The sequence below is a fragment of the Pseudomonas sp. KH_024_B2 genome, assembly GCF_057839965.1.
Genome location: NZ_CM174502.1, coordinates 831,198 through 845,881 on the forward strand (window position 1 = coordinate 831,198; position 14,684 = coordinate 845,881).

General features: G+C 56.8%; 16 protein-coding genes and 1 tRNA gene. 6 read left to right on the forward strand and 11 right to left on the reverse strand.

Annotated features, from left to right (window positions below; genetic code table 11):
- Nucleotides 1–31: 31 nt before the first annotated feature.
- The gene (locus AC3I0A_RS03830; RefSeq protein ID WP_489376314.1) at nucleotides 32–511 is read left to right on the forward strand and encodes a GNAT family N-acetyltransferase; all 480 of its coding nucleotides are present in this window, start codon (nucleotides 32–34) and stop codon (nucleotides 509–511) included.
- A gap of 30 nt (nucleotides 512–541) precedes the next feature.
- Here the strand turns inward: AC3I0A_RS03830 and AC3I0A_RS03835 are convergent, their stop codons facing one another.
- The 4 genes from AC3I0A_RS03835 to ggt all read right to left on the reverse strand — a co-directional run bounded on the left by AC3I0A_RS03835 (nucleotide 542) and on the right by ggt (nucleotide 3,302).
- Nucleotides 542–913: a helix-turn-helix domain-containing protein gene (locus tag AC3I0A_RS03835; RefSeq protein WP_489376315.1), complete on the reverse strand. Its 372-nt coding sequence runs from the start codon at nucleotides 911–913 to the stop codon at nucleotides 542–544.
- 5 nt (nucleotides 914–918) lie between these two features.
- Complete coding sequence (locus AC3I0A_RS03840; protein WP_489376316.1) at nucleotides 919–1,221, reverse strand: type II toxin-antitoxin system HigB family toxin; 303 nt, start codon at nucleotides 1,219–1,221, stop codon at nucleotides 919–921.
- Between the two features lie 108 nt (nucleotides 1,222–1,329).
- The gene (locus AC3I0A_RS03845) at nucleotides 1,330–1,461 is read right to left on the reverse strand and encodes a DUF3077 domain-containing protein (protein WP_489376317.1); all 132 of its coding nucleotides are present in this window, start codon (nucleotides 1,459–1,461) and stop codon (nucleotides 1,330–1,332) included.
- On the reverse strand, nucleotides 1,458–3,302 hold the full coding sequence (ggt, locus tag AC3I0A_RS03850) for a gamma-glutamyltransferase (protein ID WP_489376318.1): 1,845 nt from the start codon (nucleotides 3,300–3,302) through the stop codon (nucleotides 1,458–1,460). Before ggt ends, AC3I0A_RS03845 begins: the two co-directional genes overlap by 4 nt.
- Nucleotides 3,303–3,502: 200 nt before the next feature.
- Between ggt and AC3I0A_RS03855 the strand changes: the two genes are divergently transcribed.
- Both AC3I0A_RS03855 and AC3I0A_RS03860 read left to right on the forward strand, forming a co-directional pair.
- Nucleotides 3,503–3,814 carry an isochorismate lyase gene (locus AC3I0A_RS03855; protein WP_489376319.1) on the forward strand — a complete coding sequence of 104 codons (312 nt, stop codon included), beginning with the start codon at nucleotides 3,503–3,505 and terminating at the stop codon, nucleotides 3,812–3,814.
- A 147-nt stretch (nucleotides 3,815–3,961) separates the two neighbouring features.
- The gene (locus tag AC3I0A_RS03860) at nucleotides 3,962–4,354 is read left to right on the forward strand and encodes a VOC family protein (RefSeq protein WP_489376320.1); all 393 of its coding nucleotides are present in this window, start codon (nucleotides 3,962–3,964) and stop codon (nucleotides 4,352–4,354) included.
- A gap of 111 nt (nucleotides 4,355–4,465) precedes the next feature.
- Here AC3I0A_RS03860 and AC3I0A_RS03865 read toward each other — a convergent pair whose 3' ends face one another.
- The 3 genes from AC3I0A_RS03865 to AC3I0A_RS03875 all read right to left on the reverse strand — a co-directional run bounded on the left by AC3I0A_RS03865 (nucleotide 4,466) and on the right by AC3I0A_RS03875 (nucleotide 7,071).
- Nucleotides 4,466–4,924, reverse strand: a complete 459-nt coding sequence (locus AC3I0A_RS03865) for an RES family NAD+ phosphorylase (RefSeq protein WP_489376321.1) — start codon at nucleotides 4,922–4,924, stop codon at nucleotides 4,466–4,468.
- Entirely contained in the window at nucleotides 4,924–5,400 is a 477-nt protein-coding gene (locus AC3I0A_RS03870; protein WP_489376322.1) for an Xre family toxin-antitoxin system antitoxin, read from the reverse strand. The genes AC3I0A_RS03865 and AC3I0A_RS03870 overlap by 1 nt, the downstream gene beginning before the upstream one ends.
- A 99-nt stretch (nucleotides 5,401–5,499) precedes the next feature.
- Nucleotides 5,500–7,071, reverse strand: a complete 1,572-nt coding sequence (locus AC3I0A_RS03875) for a sensor domain-containing diguanylate cyclase (RefSeq protein ID WP_489376323.1) — start codon at nucleotides 7,069–7,071, stop codon at nucleotides 5,500–5,502.
- On the opposite strand from AC3I0A_RS03875, the gene AC3I0A_RS03880 reads away from it, so the two are divergent.
- Nucleotides 7,070–7,195: a hypothetical protein gene (locus tag AC3I0A_RS03880; protein ID WP_489376324.1), complete on the forward strand. Its 126-nt coding sequence runs from the start codon at nucleotides 7,070–7,072 to the stop codon at nucleotides 7,193–7,195. The genes AC3I0A_RS03875 and AC3I0A_RS03880 overlap by 2 nt on opposite strands.
- Nucleotides 7,196–7,387: 192 nt before the next feature.
- Here the strand turns inward: AC3I0A_RS03880 and AC3I0A_RS03885 are convergent.
- Nucleotides 7,388–7,464 (reverse strand) — tRNA-Met (locus AC3I0A_RS03885).
- A 116-nt stretch (nucleotides 7,465–7,580) separates the two neighbouring features.
- Nucleotides 7,581–9,638, reverse strand: a complete 2,058-nt coding sequence (locus AC3I0A_RS03890) for a methyl-accepting chemotaxis protein (protein ID WP_489376325.1) — start codon at nucleotides 9,636–9,638, stop codon at nucleotides 7,581–7,583.
- A gap of 333 nt (nucleotides 9,639–9,971) precedes the next feature.
- On the opposite strand from AC3I0A_RS03890, the gene AC3I0A_RS03895 reads away from it, so the two are divergent.
- Nucleotides 9,972–11,189: an MFS transporter gene (locus tag AC3I0A_RS03895; RefSeq protein WP_489376326.1), complete on the forward strand. Its 1,218-nt coding sequence runs from the start codon at nucleotides 9,972–9,974 to the stop codon at nucleotides 11,187–11,189.
- A 226-nt stretch (nucleotides 11,190–11,415) separates the two neighbouring features.
- Here AC3I0A_RS03895 and AC3I0A_RS03900 read toward each other — a convergent pair whose 3' ends face one another.
- Both AC3I0A_RS03900 and AC3I0A_RS03905 read right to left on the reverse strand, forming a co-directional pair.
- The gene (locus AC3I0A_RS03900) at nucleotides 11,416–12,429 is read right to left on the reverse strand and encodes a 1-aminocyclopropane-1-carboxylate deaminase (RefSeq protein WP_489376327.1); all 1,014 of its coding nucleotides are present in this window, start codon (nucleotides 12,427–12,429) and stop codon (nucleotides 11,416–11,418) included.
- 611 nt (nucleotides 12,430–13,040) lie between these two features.
- On the reverse strand, nucleotides 13,041–13,886 hold the full coding sequence (locus AC3I0A_RS03905; protein ID WP_489376328.1) for a helix-turn-helix domain-containing protein: 846 nt from the start codon (nucleotides 13,884–13,886) through the stop codon (nucleotides 13,041–13,043).
- 83 nt (nucleotides 13,887–13,969) lie between these two features.
- Between AC3I0A_RS03905 and AC3I0A_RS03910 the strand changes: the two genes are divergently transcribed.
- Entirely contained in the window at nucleotides 13,970–14,593 is a 624-nt protein-coding gene (locus tag AC3I0A_RS03910; RefSeq protein WP_489376329.1) for a glutathione S-transferase family protein, read from the forward strand.
- Nucleotides 14,594–14,684: the final 91 nt, after the last annotated feature.

A 14,684-nucleotide genomic window follows, 5' to 3' on the forward strand; every position in this document is an offset into this window, starting at 1 on the left:
ACAACGACGATACGGTCTAGGAGACTGAAAAATGAATCTTGGCTACCGACCGGTAGAAGAACAGGACATTCCACGGATCTGCAGTTTTCCCCGGAACGAGGAGGAATTATTTTTCTTCTTCCCGGCGGCCACCTGGCCGTTGACCCATGAGCAACTGCGTAATTCGATCGCCCAGCGATCAGATTCGACTGTCATCGAGCTAGGCGGGCAAGTGGTTGGTTTCGCCAACTTTTACCGGTGGGAAACCGAGGGGGTCTGCACCATTGGCAACGTCATCATCGATCCGCAAATGCGCGCGGGCGGAATCGGCGGTCATCTGATCAAGCACATGATCGAGATCGCCCTGAGTAAACACCGGGCTGCCGAGGTGACGTTGTCTTGTTTCAACACGAACGTGGCGGGGCTGCTGTTTTATCCAAAACTCGGGTTTACGCCTTACTCGATCGAGGAGCGCAAAAACAAACAGGGCGAGCGAGTGGCGTTGATCCATATGCGCTTTGCTGAGCGTTGAGCCGCGGTATCGAGGGTTTTAGCGCACCGATCAAGCCATTTTTACCGGCTTGATCAGGCTTTCTGCGGGGATACCGAACAGCTCATGCAGCTTCCAGATCATGGGTAGCGTTAACGCGCGTTTACCATTGAGCACCTCATAGACCCGGTTGGTCCGGCCAATGGCGGGTACCAGATCAGCCGCGGATAAACCGGACTGTTCCATGCGAAATTTTATCGCATCGATAGGGTTGGGCAGGTCGACGGGGAATTGCTTCGACTCATAGGCTTCGATAAGGGTGATCATGATGTCGAAGTAGTCACCTTCAGGGGTGCCTGGCTCTGGTTCGTTGTCGAACAACGCAGACACATCCTTGAGTGCTGCACGGTAGTCTTGATCTGTGTGAATCGGGCGAATATTCATAGTGGTTACTCCATTTCAACGGTGTCGGCGTCGATAGCGTCGTACTGCTTGTGGGTGCCGACAAACTTTATGTAAATGGCGCCGAAACGGTAGGCGACAGCAGCGACGAGCCGATAGTCATTACCTTTGATGTTGAATACGACTCTGCGGCTTTTGAGAATACTGGCATTGCGAAAGTGCTCCTTTATATCCGCAGGGCTCGACCACTTCGCGCTCTTGGCTTCGTCAATCCAGGCCAGAAAAGCTTGTTCCGAGTCAGGATATTTTTCCCAGAACCCTTTCAGGTGGCTGATGGCGATAATTCTCATGTCATGATCCTAGTCCCATCTTGGGACTGTGGCAAGTCTGCTTGAGGGAGAGCCCGCGGTATGGACAGATCAATGCACGTCATCCTTAAGTGCTTTCCCCATCTCACCTCAATAGTGAGATGCCCAAGCATAGCGGCCGGCATCCGGTTCTATCGCCGCATCCAATGTGAGTTTCTTTGCAAGCTGTAGCAGCTTGGAGGCGTGTTCCGGAGCGGCGCTAATGGGGATGTTGGCCCTCAATCCCCCAGCGCTTCCCCCTCACGTCGCGGATCAGCGCCACCGGCCCATGAAGCGTTACCTTGAGCATCACGGACGCGGACGATGGCTTGGGTGCCGCTGGTCATGTCGATCTGGTTTACGGCATGCCCTTTGTCTTTGAGTGCCTGCACCAGCGCCGGTGTGAATTGCCCTTGCTCGAGTTCGGTCGGGCCGTTGCGACTGCCGAAGTTGGGCAGGCTGATGGCGGCTTGCGGGGCCATGTTCCAGTCGAGCATGGCCACCACTGACTTGGCCACGTATTCGATGATTTGCGAGCCGCCCGGTGAGCCGACAGTGGCTACCAGTTCGCCGCTCTGGCGGTCGAAAATCAACGTCGGGGCCATGGAGGAGCGAGGGCGTTTTCCGGGTTCGACGCGGTTGGCGACGGGTTGGCCATTTTCCTCCGGGATGAACGAGAAGTCGGTCATCTGGTTGTTGAGCATGAAGCCCTGAACCATGAGGTGGGAACCGAAGGCCGCTTCGACGGTGGTGGTCATCGACACGGCGCCACCCAGGTCGTCTACCGCGACCACCTGCGAGGTGGAAATGCGCATTGGCGAGCGGTCTGGAGCATAGGCCACCTGGACACCCGCGGGGTTTCCGGGCTTGGCCGTGCCCATGCTGCGCTCACCCATCAAGGCTGCCCGATTTGCCAGATAGCCGGGGGCGACCAAGCCTGCAATCGGGACGGCGACGAAGTCTGAATCAGCCACATAAAGCCCGCGATCGGCATAGGCCAGGCGCTCGGCTTCGGCAATCAGGTGCACGGCTTGCGGTGCAGGTTCCATCCCGGCCGGGGTGGTGGTTTTGACGGGTTTGAGTGGCGCCAGGGCGAAGCGGCTGTCCCGTGTTTCCAGTGCCTGCAAGGTGCCAAGGATCTGCGCGACAGCTATCCCGCCCGAGGACGGCGGCGGCATACCGCAGACTTGCCAGCGTTTGTAGTCGGTACACAGCGGCGTGCGCTCTTTGGCGGAGTAGCCTTGCAGATCGGTTATCGACAGGCTGCCAGGGTTGGCGTGGCCCTGAACCTTGGTGGTGATCTCCTGGGCGATCGAGCCTCGATAAAGCGCATCGGGACCTTCTTTGGCGATCCGTTTCAGTACAGCCGCCAATGGCGGATTTTTCAGCAGGGTGCCGACGGCTTTCGGGCTGCCATCGGCATTCAGGAAATAACTGACCATGTCAGGCGAGCGGGGCAGGAACGGGTCGGACGCGATCATCGTGTGCAGTCGCGGCGAGATCGGGAAGCCTTGTTCGGCCAGGCGAATGGCCGGTTCGAACAATTGCGCCCACGGCAGACGTCCCTGTTTTTTATGGGCCAGTTCCAGCGCGCGCAATACGCCTGGCGTACCTACCGAGCGACCGCCAATTTGCGCCTGGGTGAATGGCATCGGCTTGCCGTCAGGTTGCAGGAAGAGCTTTTCGGTCGCTCCAGCCGGCGCGGTTTCGCGTCCGTCATAGGCATGCACTGCTTTGCCGTCCCAGAGCATGATCAGCGCACCGCCGCCAATGCCTGAAGATTGCGGCTCCACCAAGGTCAGCACCGCTTGCATCGCAATCGCGGCATCGATCGCCGAGCCGCCCTGACGCAGCATCTCACGCCCGGCCTCGGCTGCGAGCGGGTTGGCGGCCGCGGCCATATGGCGGGAGGCGTTCTGCGTACGCATATCGGTGCGGTAGCCCGAAGCGATTTCCGGGGCGACCGGTAGCGCAGTGACGGAGGGCGCAGAAGGCGGGGCGTTGCAAGCGGCGAGGGTTAAAGCGGCAGCTATCAGCGACAGGGCAGACAGGCGGTAGTGGCTCAAGTTGAAGGCTGAGAACACGCGGGGCACTCCATCCGTGGGAAAAAGAAGTATCGAGCGCAGCCGACAGGATGCGGCCGCGTGAAGGGGAATGTATCGGTCGAGAGTGGCAGACGCAACGCGTTGGGGGGCTGGTTCAACTGACGGGATCTGATCTGCGTGTTTAAATCGGGCAGGTAGCATCAACCCACTTTTTTTTTCGATAAACCGGAGCTACCTACATGGAAGTGATTAATCAAATGCGCCCCGACGAGTGCAAAGGAATGGAAGACATCCGGCGCGAAATCGATCTTCTTGATCGGGCCGTGATCCAGCTGCTGGGCGCGCGCTTCAAATACGTGCTGGCCGCGTCGAAATTCAAAACCTCTGAAACTTCTGTGCGTGCCCCGGAGCGCTTCAGCGCGATGCTGGCCAAGCGTCGTGAATGGGCAGAAATCGAGGGGCTGAGTCCCGAGGCGATCGAAAAGCTCTACACCGACCTGGTCAATCACTTCATTGAAGAAGAGATGAAACACTGGAAGGGCGAGCATTGATGGAAAACCAATACGACGTTGGCCTGGGCGCCATGGGCCCTGTCGGAAAACTAACTGTCTGAGCAACGGGCATCAGACCGGAGCTTGCGATACGATCACTTAGAGGCTGAGCGCCAAGCAAAGCCGCTGGAATGGAATCTGATCTTCATGAAATTTGGATACACGATCATCTACGTACCTGATGTGGCTTCATCCCTGGCTTTTTTCGAAACGGCCTTTGGTTTTTCTCGTCGCTTCCTGCATGAGTCTGGAACCTACGGTGAGCTCGAAACGGGCGAAACGACTCTCTCCTTTGCCGCGCATGAACTGGGTGCAGATAACTTCTCCACCGGTCATGTCGCAGCTCACGACTCTGTTAAACCCCTCGGCATCGAGATTGCCTTTATAACCGCTGATGTAGCGGCTGCTCACAAAGTTGCCGTGCAGGCGGGTGCGACAGAGCTATCACCGCCGAAATCAAAACCGTGGGGGCAGATTGTCTCTTATGTTCGTTGCCCGGATGGCACGCTGGTCGAGTTATGCACTGCCGTTGGCGGTTGATCACGCAGTGCCCGGCAGGCTGCATGCCGGGCCAGATTTTTAACGGCGAGGCTCGCTCCGTTGCTTCCAGCGGGCGGCTCAATAGCTCAATGTCCACAAACTCGGCATTTCCTACCTGAACATGCGAGGGTCATACATGAAGTCGAACACATCGATCACCTTGATCTCATTCACAGCCGGATGATTGGGATTGATCACCACGTTGCGTTCCAGAGATAACACGGCAGAAGGCACGATCAATCCCAGGTGAGTGTTCGTCTTCAGCCAGGCTGTACCGAAATCCATGCTTGGGCGGTCAGCTGGGAGGCTCGCCCAACCGACCGGTAACGTCTTCGGATCAGGCTCCAAAAAAAGTGTCATATCGGCGGGCAGTTCGAAGCAGGTGATCTTCATCGCAAACGCTGGTTCGCCACCCGCGTGCACAAAGGTTTCCAAACAACAGATTGCCGGAGTTAGCCCCATATACACTGCTGGCACATCCTGATCATTCCAACGCCCGCCCTCGAAAGCTGCACCCATGCCCGAAAGATCGGTCGCACGTTTCGCCTTCGCGATTCGCCAAGCCTGCATCAGGCTGCGCCTCCCCATTCCAGTGCTTGAAGGACACGGCGAACCTGCTTGGCTCCGATCTCGGTTTCGCAGAGCATAATCGGTGCACTCCCGCCGAGAGCTTTGTTCGGCTTCGACATCCAGTGCGTGGCATCCTCTTTGCTCTCAAAGACCTCTTCGGCCAAGTGACAGACTGTGGCAATTCGATCCAGACGTTCCGAAGCGACAGGATCAAGGTTCTTTTGCTCCCGCCGACGCCTTTCGAGCGTGGAGATCGACGCATTAAGCAGCGTTTCCACGCTGCGCTCCTGAAGGTCGAAGGTCAGGCGGATTGCTTGGGCAAGGTGGGCAGGAAACCCTACCTTGATCTGGTGAAGCCGTTCCGAGTCCTTGAGCAAATCTCGATTGAAACTGAAACGCCAAAAGGCGGCGATCCCGATTTCACGAGGGTCATCTTTCTTTCTGGCCGGACGCCGAGCGGCTGTTGATGTGTTCATTACCACTCCATTCAAATGAATTAATTTTTTCGTCAAATGAAGTATGGGCCGACTATCTGCTCAGCGGTACTGCCATTCAGCAGCGATTTACCGCTTTGGCTACAGTCCGTTGGCGATAACGCTCATATTTCTTCCACTGGCTTTGGCGACATAGAGTGCCTTGTCGGAGGCATCGATCAAGTCGTCGGGTGATTCCGGCGAGGTCGGGGTGCGTCCGCTAACGCCAAGGCTGACCGTGACGGTGCCTTCAGGGCTTTCGTTGTGCTCGATTCCTGCTTGCTGAACTGCCCGGCGGATTTTCTCTGCAACCAGAAATGCCCCCACATAGTCAGTGCCCGGCAACACCACGGCAAACTCCTCGCCGCCATAACGCGCAGCGAGATCGCCGGGCCGTTTGATGTTCTCTCTTATGATCGCGCTGATGGTGCGTAAACACTCGTCCCCGGCCAAATGACCGTATTGATCGTTGAAGCGCTTGAAGTGATCGACATCGATCATCAGTAAGGCAAGACTTCCTTGGCTGCGCTTGGCACGCCCCATTTCCGCATGAATGAAAAGGTCGAACTGACGCCGGTTCGCCAGTCCTGTCAGTGCATCCTCCAGTGCCAACAACTCGAGCGTTCGATTGACCTCGATCAATTTGTCCTGAACGCTCAACAATTCGTTTTGAATATGATTCTGCTGCCTCATCAGCCTGATAAGCCGATAGCCGAGCAGGCCCAGAACTCCCAGCAGCACTGAAACTATTGCCGCGCTTAGCCACGACTGCTGTCGCCAGCCCGCCAGGACTTCGTCCTTGTTGAGTGCTGAAAATATGATGAGCGGATACTCATCGACTCGCCGAAATCCCACCACGCGCTCCACGCCATCCACATAGGATTTAACGGTTGCGGTACCTGAACTCCCCTTGGGCAGGAGTTGTGTGAAGAGCGGGGCATTGGCGAGACTGGTGCCGATTTCAGCATCTTTGAAGGGGCGGCGAACCACGATCCTGGCGTCGGCGGAGATCAGATTGATAACGCCGTTACCGCCGATATCGATACTGTTGTACAGCCGAAGAAAATGATCGAGGTAGAGGGTTGCCACCACCACACCGGCAAAACTGCCATCAGGATGATTGATCCTGCGCGACACCGGCATGACCCAGTCGCCCGTAGTGCGACTTTTTATCGAAGGCCCGATATGCGGACCGCGCTCTGGATGGTCGCGATGATAGATAAAATATTCGCGGTCGGAGTTGTTGGTGTTTGCCGGGATGACCCCGCTCGAACTCGCGACCCACTCGCCTTTTTCATCATGGATGAACAGGCCGTGTAGTTGAGCCAACTCGTTGCGCTGAGCACTGAGCAAACTCCGCAGTCGGGGTAACTGGTCGCGGCCCATACCATCGATTTCGAGGCGGTCTACCAGACTGAACAAGACGGTGTCGGCTTGCTTGATCGACGCCTGCGCTTGCGATGACAGGGTCTGCGCAAGGTTCGACATCGCTGTTTCTTTGTCATGCAAATGGTACTGGCGCGAGCTCCAGCCTTCCCAGATGGCCACTGCCACCAGCGACAGGCATACGGCCATCAAAAAAAGGACTGCAGATCGAACCTTGAGTTTAGCCTCAAGCTTTTCGGCAAGAGCGACGGACCTGGCGATATGATTTTTGAAAGGCTGTTGCGGCATGACGCTCCCTGAACCTGATGAAATGGCGATTCATTCCTTTGGCCATTTTTTAACCATTTACCGCGCCCATTTGTTGCGTCTGGGCAGCGTGCAACTATGCATCATCAACGATGAGATAGGGTGATTACACGAGTGAACAGATAAACATTCTATGGGGCCACTCGCCGATACCGCGCACTCGGAGTTGAGCGTTGTCTTGAGCGTAGTATGCCTTCCAGGCCAAGGGCTTATTGCTTTCAGGTCGACCGGCTGAAAGCTGTACTTTTATCGAGGCATAAAAAAACGGCCTACCTTTCGGTAAGCCGTTTTTAGTACTTGGTGGCTACACAGGGACTTGAACCCCGGACCCCAGCATTATGAATGCTATGCTCTAACCAACTGAGCTATGTAGCCAAGTGGCGCGCATTATTCACCTGGAACGAAGATGCGTCAAGCGCAAATCTAAAATATTTCTCCACGCTTTCAACCGCTTATCCCTCTGACCCGAAAGATCGGGCCTGGGGAGGGTGTCAACCGAGCTGAAACCTCCCGGTATTCTCGCTCAACGCCTTACTGCCCTGGCTCAAGGTGTCCGCCGCGCGGTTCACCGCGCGCGCGCCTTCGAGCAGGCGCACGGCCGCTTGATCGACCTGTTGAATATTGCCGCTGACTTCATCGGCAGTGCTGGCCTGTTCGTCGACGGCGGTGGCGATCTGCGCCAGGGTATCGGTGACGCTTTGTACCGCGCTGGCAATTTCCCCCAGGCGTTCGCCAAGCCCTGTCACGGCCTGGGCATCGGTTTGTGCCTGGCCACAGGCGGCTTCCATCAAGGTCACGGCTTCGTTCACGGTGGCCCGCAGGCTGTCGACGGTGCCGGCAATTTGCGCAGTGGAGGATTGGGTGCGTTGTGACAGGCTGCGCACTTCATCGGCCACCACCGCAAACCCGCGACCTTGCTCGCCAGCCCGAGCCGCTTCGATGGCGGCGTTCAGCGCCAGCAGGTTGGTTTGCTCGGCGACGCCACGAATGGTGTCGACCACCAACTGAATCTGCTGCCCTTGCTCGCTGACCCGGCCGAGGGCGGCAGCGGTGTCGTTCAGGCGCTGGTTGAGTTGCTGGATGCTGGCGGTGGTCCGCTGGCTGTCACGGCTGCTGTCGGCGGCGATGCGTTGGGTGTGCTGGGCACTTCCGGAGGCCTGTTCGCAACTCTGCGCAACGCCCTGTGAGGTGGCGGCCAATTGGGTCGCCGCCGCGGCGATCTGGCTGATCTGCAATTGCTGTGCTTCGACTTCGTCCAGCGCGCCGCTGGAGTGCTCGTTGAGGGCTCGTACCGCGTTGCTCAGTTGCAGGGTTTCGTGATCGACCCCGAGCAAACTGGTACGCAATTGCACCACGGCAACGTTGAGTGCGGTGCTGATGGCGGCCAGCTCGTCGCGGCCGTGAACCGGCACTTGCAGGGACAGGTTGCCGTCACGCAGGGCTTCGGCCAGCAGGGTGATGCCGCTGGCACTTCGACGGATCGATGCCTGCAAGCAGATGAACAGGTACAGCGCTGCCAGTAGCAGGCAACCGAAGATCGTCGCCACCAGGATCAACTGGCGGATGGCGGAGCTGTGGTAGTAATCCAGGCGGCTGTCCAGTGACACCAGAGACTGCTGGCGCAACGACGCGAGGTCCGTGAGAAGGGCATCGAGGCTGCGCTCGAAGTCTTCCGGCTTGAGGTTGATGCTGCCGCCGAACACGCCGTCATCCAGCACTTTGAGGCCGTTATCCAGATGCTTCAGGCTGTCGTGGTATTGCCCGGCCCAGGATTGCAAAGCGTCGGGCAGTCGGGCTTCGAGCAGGCCACCGGTTTTTACCAGCTGCTCACGGGCATCGCCGATGCGGCTGCGCAGATCCCGCAGTTGCAAGCGGCTTTGCAGGGTGAATTGCCCGGACACGACCGAGGCCTGACCGACGCTGGCGAGGCGACCAATCCGTTCGATCAGGTCTGGAGCGTGTTGAGTGGAGATCTGCGTCAGCAGGTAGGTTTCCAGCCACGGAGCGAGGATCAGCCGGTTGTCCATGGCGATCTGCTCGCGCAGGGCTTGCAGCGCACTCAGCGCGGCGGTGAAGCGTTCGTAACCGTCCGGCCACCAGCCGACGCTGCTCAGGCTTTTTGAGTCCAGGCCATTGAGGGCCGTCTGTAGCGCTTGAAAGCGAGTCAAGGTGTCGCCGCCAGCACCTTCGGTTTGCAGGGCCGCACCGAGGTCGGCGGTGGCCTGATTGACGGCAGGCTGAACCGCGTCGAACGCAGCCATGGCGGCGAGGGTCGCGGGCGTTGGTTGACGATTGGTTTCCGTTGCTCGCCAGCGGGCGGCGCGATCACGCTGAGCGGCAAGCAGGTTGTCCAGGGCATCGAGGGCTTGCAACTGGCGAACCCCGGCACGCTCGCCGGAAATCAGGCTCAGCTTGTCGCGATAGTCCTGGCCGATCATCCACAGGCTGCCCATCAGCGGCAGGATGAACAGCAGAAACAGCAGCTGAAACTTGCGGGCAAAACCGAAGTGCCCCAGCAGTCCAATTCCCGGTGATAGAAAAGCCTGCATGCCCGACTACTCCTGTGGGCACCACGCACTAATGGCGTGCAGTCTCGGCGGTGCGGCCTGGACTTGTGCCCTTGTTAAAGGCCTCGGAAGTACACCCGCGCGGTCGCTGTAGGGCCTGCGCTGTAGCGAAACTTCCCATTCTCGGTCCCCTTTGTAAGGGGCCGCGTTGAAGCGGATAAGGAAGGCAAGATTCAGACCATGGCTTTGAGCTATCACTTAATGAGTTGTATATCTTGAAGTCGTTAGCAGGCTAAGGGGATGGCTTTGCTGCACTGAAAAATGGCACATTGGCGCACCTGCAAGTGTGCACCCATCTGTTGTATGGAAACTCTCATGGCTATCAGTAACCTTCAGACCCCCTTGAGCCCGGCTTCTGCCACCTCGCAAACTAGCCCATTGGTCATGCGCATCATCGGCGCCGTGGCCTTGGCGCATTTGATCAATGACCTGATTCAGGCAGTGCTGCCGTCGATCTATCCGATGCTCAAGGCCAACTATGGGCTGACCTTCACTCAGGTCGGTCTGATCACATTGACCTTTCAGCTCACCGCTTCCCTGTTGCAGCCGTGGGTCGGGTATTACACCGATCGCCATCCCAAACCGTTTCTGCTGCCAGCCGGCATGATCTGCACGCTGATCGGGATTCTGATGATGTCTCAGGTGGGCAGTTTTCCGTTGATTCTGGTGGCAGCGGGGCTGATCGGCATCGGTTCGTCGACCTTTCACCCGGAAGCTTCCCGGGTCGCGCGACTGGCATCGGGCGGTCGCTATGGCCTGGCGCAGTCGACGTTCCAGGTCGGCGGCAATGTCGGCTCGGCGTTCGGGCCGTTGTTGGCGGCAGCGATCATCATTCCGTTCGGCCAGGGCAATGTTGCCTGGTTCGGGTTGTTCGCGGTGTTCGCCCTGGGCGTGCTGTATGCGATCAGCCGCTGGTACGCCAATCACCTGAACCTGTTCAAGCTCAAGCAGGGTCAGGCTGCGACCCATGGCTTGTCGAAAGGACGGGTGTTGAGTGCATTGGTCGTACTTGGGCTGCTGGTGTTCTCCAAGTACTTCTACATGGCCAGCTTAACCAGCTATTTCACTTTTTACCTGATCGAGAAATTCGACCTGTCGGTGGCCAGTTCGCAGCTGCATTTGTTCCTGTTTCTGGGCGCGGTAGCAGCGGGGACCTTCTTCGGCGGCCCGATCGGCGACAAGATCGGCCGTAAGGCAGTGATCTGGTTCTCGATCCTCGGCGTGGCGCCGTTCACGCTGCTGCTGCCGCATGTGGACCTGTTCTGGACCAGTGTGCTGAGCGTGGTGATCGGTTTCATCCTGGCCTCGGCGTTCTCGGCCATTGTGGTCTACGCGCAGGAACTGGTGCCGGGTAACGTCGGGATGATTGCCGGGGTGTTCTTCGGTCTGATGTTTGGCTTTGGCGGGATTGGTGCGGCGTTGCTCGGGTATCTGGCGGACATTCACGGGATCGAGTACGTGTATAGGTTGTGCTCGTTTCTGCCGTTGTTCGGGCTCTTGGCGATCTTTCTGCCACGGACCAGGAAGGCATAAGACAGGTATCTTGTAGGGGCGAGCGGTGCGGCGATCCGACTTGCCCGCGAAGACGCCGGGGTCGCGCTCGACTGACGCGGTGTACCTGGCAGAGCGCGTCGTCTGTTTCGCGGGCAAGCCACGCTCCCACAATAGAAGTGTGTTATTCAGGAGGATTGACCATGCGATTGCGAAGATCAATCAAACTCGTCCCTGGAGTCCCGCAGCTTACAATCCTCTACAAAAGTCAGCCGTTTCGATAGATATAGCTATACGCGTTAATCGCCGGTACACCACCGAGATGTGCATAGAGCACCTTCGACCCATCCGGGAAAAAACCCTGGCGGACGAGATCAATGAGGCCTTGCATGGATTTTCCCTCATAGACCGGGTCCGTCATCATGCCTTCCATGCGAGCGCACAACCGAATGGCTGCATTGGTCTCTTCTGATGGAATGCCATAGGCCGGATAGGCATATTCTTCTTTAAGGACAACATCGTCAGCTGTGATTTCCTGGCCAAGTCCAATAAGCTTCGCCGTATGCTGAGCGATTGCCAACACTTGTGCCCTGGTTTGTTCAGGTGTGGCGGAGGCGTCGATACCAATCACATTGCGCGCACGACCATCTTTGGCGAATCCCACCAACATGCCCGCATGCGTGGAGCCGGTCACAGTGCAGACGATGATGTAATCAAATCTGATCCCCATTCTGGCCTCTTGCTCGCGTACTTCTTCGGCGAAGCCGACATAGCCGAGACCTCCATATTTGTGCATGGAAGCGCCGGCGGGAATAGCATAGGGTTTGCCTCCTTTCGCCTTAACGTCTTCTAGCGCCCGCTCCCAGCTCTCGCGGATACCGATATCGAAACCTTCGTCGACGAATTCAATCTCCGCTCCCAACACGCGGCTCATCAGGATATTCCCGACCCGGTCGTAGACCGCATCCGGGAATGGAACCCAGCTTTCTTGAACGAGACGGCACTTCATGCCGAGTTTGGCAGCGACAGCTGCGACCTGGCGCGTGTGGTTTGACTGGACACCACCGATGGACACCAGCGTGTCCGCCTGCGAGGCAATGGCATCGGGAATGATGTATTCCAGCTTGCGGATCTTGTTGCCGCCAAACGCAAGTCCGCAGTTGCAATCCTCTCGTTTGGCATAGAGCTCGATATTGCCACCGAGACATGCCGATAGGCGATTCAGTTTCTCGATCGGCGTTGGGCCGAACATGAGTGGATAGCGTTCAAATTTCTCCAGCATGACGGTTCTCCAGATCACGAATGAGCCGTTTTTAGTCTAGCAGAGCGCCTGTGAGGGCGTTGCGCGTCAGGCACTGCTTGAGCGGAGCGAAACAGTCGTGATATCCGGTTACCCAAAAGAAAAATCCTCGTATCAGCGAGTGATTACGGGGATTTTTCGTCTATCGAGATCCGTGTAAATCCACGGTCACCGTTACACGTTAAACCAGAAGTCATGGGGGATAGGCCTTATAAAGTCATATTTCAGTAAGGTTCAACATGCTTCATACCCGGTTTGGCACCCGGTTTGGATGCGGTGTATGACTTTACTTTCACGGTAGCTGCGTTGCTCTTGGTACGTTGTGCGGCCTATGGGTGGACACCTACCAAGTATCTTCAACAGTCTGGACGAAATTGAAAAAAGCCCTATCAACTGCGCGGGCGATTGTGCTGGATCATAGTGGCGAACTGGCGGTGCACAGGCTTGACGGCGGTGGATTGGAGGCGTGGGTGATGGCCGATGCAGAGCGTGTAACACCACGCACATTGAAGGCCCTAAGGGGCTTCACGCAGATACTGCAAGGCCTTTCAGGGCTGACTCAAACGAGTCAGGCTATGGGGTTACTTACAGGCTCAGGCACTGCTGTTGCGGAAACTGCCAGGTGTGATGCCGACTACTTTTTTGAAGGCTCGGGTCATGTGGCTTTGATCGAAGAAGCCGCAAGTGAATGACGCTTCTGCGAGACTGGACCCGGTGCGCAGCAGTTTTTGGACCTGGGCGATTCTTTTCTGGATTTGATAGCTGTGGGGGGAGACGCCAACGCTTTTTTTGAACACCCGGATCAGGTAAAGAGGGTCAAGGTTCACCAGTTGCGCCAGTTCTTCCAGAGACAGATGTTTGTCGAACTCGTCTTCGAGCTTCCTCTTGATTTTTTGCACTGCGTGCTGCTCAGCCGCACTGACTGGTTCGATGGGCGCTCCGCTGCGCTCGAAGAGCTGCGTCACCAGATCCAGCAGGATAGTTTCCCGTTCAAGGCTGAAGGGGGATTTTTCAATGATTTGATGTTGATGCAAAAAGGTCCGGGCGAAGTCGGGGGCCTGGCTCAGAGCTGTTTGAAAAAGATGAATATGATCGTCTGAAAAACGCCCTTGAAACACCATCCGATTGACCCATTCGGGGTCGATATAGAGCATTCGATACATCCAGCCCTCATCATGGCCTGGCAAGCCGTCGTGGATCTCCCCGGGGGTAATGGTGACCACACTGCCAGCGACCCCCATGTAGTAACTGCCCCGATAAAAAAGTTTTTCAACACCGCTACTTATAACGCCGATAGCGTACCGGTCATGTGAATGTCGGCCGAAAGATTGAGTGCTGTAACGCGCAGATAGCAACTCACAGTCGCCTTCAGGTATACGCCAGAATTGAACAAAGTCCTTGTCTTTTTGAGGGGCTTTGTTACGGCGATTCTCGTCCATGAATTGTCCAGTTTTGTGCAATACGTATGAAAAAAAGGTCGCTAAATTTAGCACCTATTTCATAACACAAGCTAGGGGATGCGATGTCTACAAAACTGGTAGTTGGGGATTTTAATAAGTCTTCATGGTCATTTCGTGCGTGGCTGGTTCTTGTGACAGCGGATGTTGCATTTGAAACCCTTCAGATCAAACTGGAACAAAGCGACACCCGCCAGCGCATTCTGGAGCACTCGCCTTCCGGCAAGGTACCGGCGCTGCTGCTTGATGATATTGTTATCAACGACAGCCTGGCCATCAGCGAATACATTGCCGGCACATATCCGGCCGCCAACCTTTGGCCCCAAGATTCACGGGTCAAGGCCCTGGCACGAGCTGCTGCGGCAGAGATGCACTCCGGTTTCACCCACCTGCGCACGCAGATGTCGTTTGGCCTGAACACCGGTGACATCCCAGAAAGCCTAACCGCCGAGACCCGAGAGGAAATCATGCGGATATTCGCTATCTGGAGCCAGCTCCGTGAGGTGAGTGGTTCAACACAGTTCCTCTGCGGTGACTTCGGCATTGTTGATGCGATGTTTGTTCCGGTGGTGTTCCGCTTCCGTCGTTATGGTATTGCCATCCCTACGCAACTGCAGGGCTATGTCGAAAACATCCTGGGTTATGCGCCGGTACAACAATGGTTGAAGTTGGCCTCGCAAGAAGTTTAAAGAGTTGTGTTGCTGCTAACTATTAAAGTCAACTAAAACTTAGTTGTTCTTTGGCTCGTGGCAGAAAAGACCTTTGGGGCTTTTCTGCTTT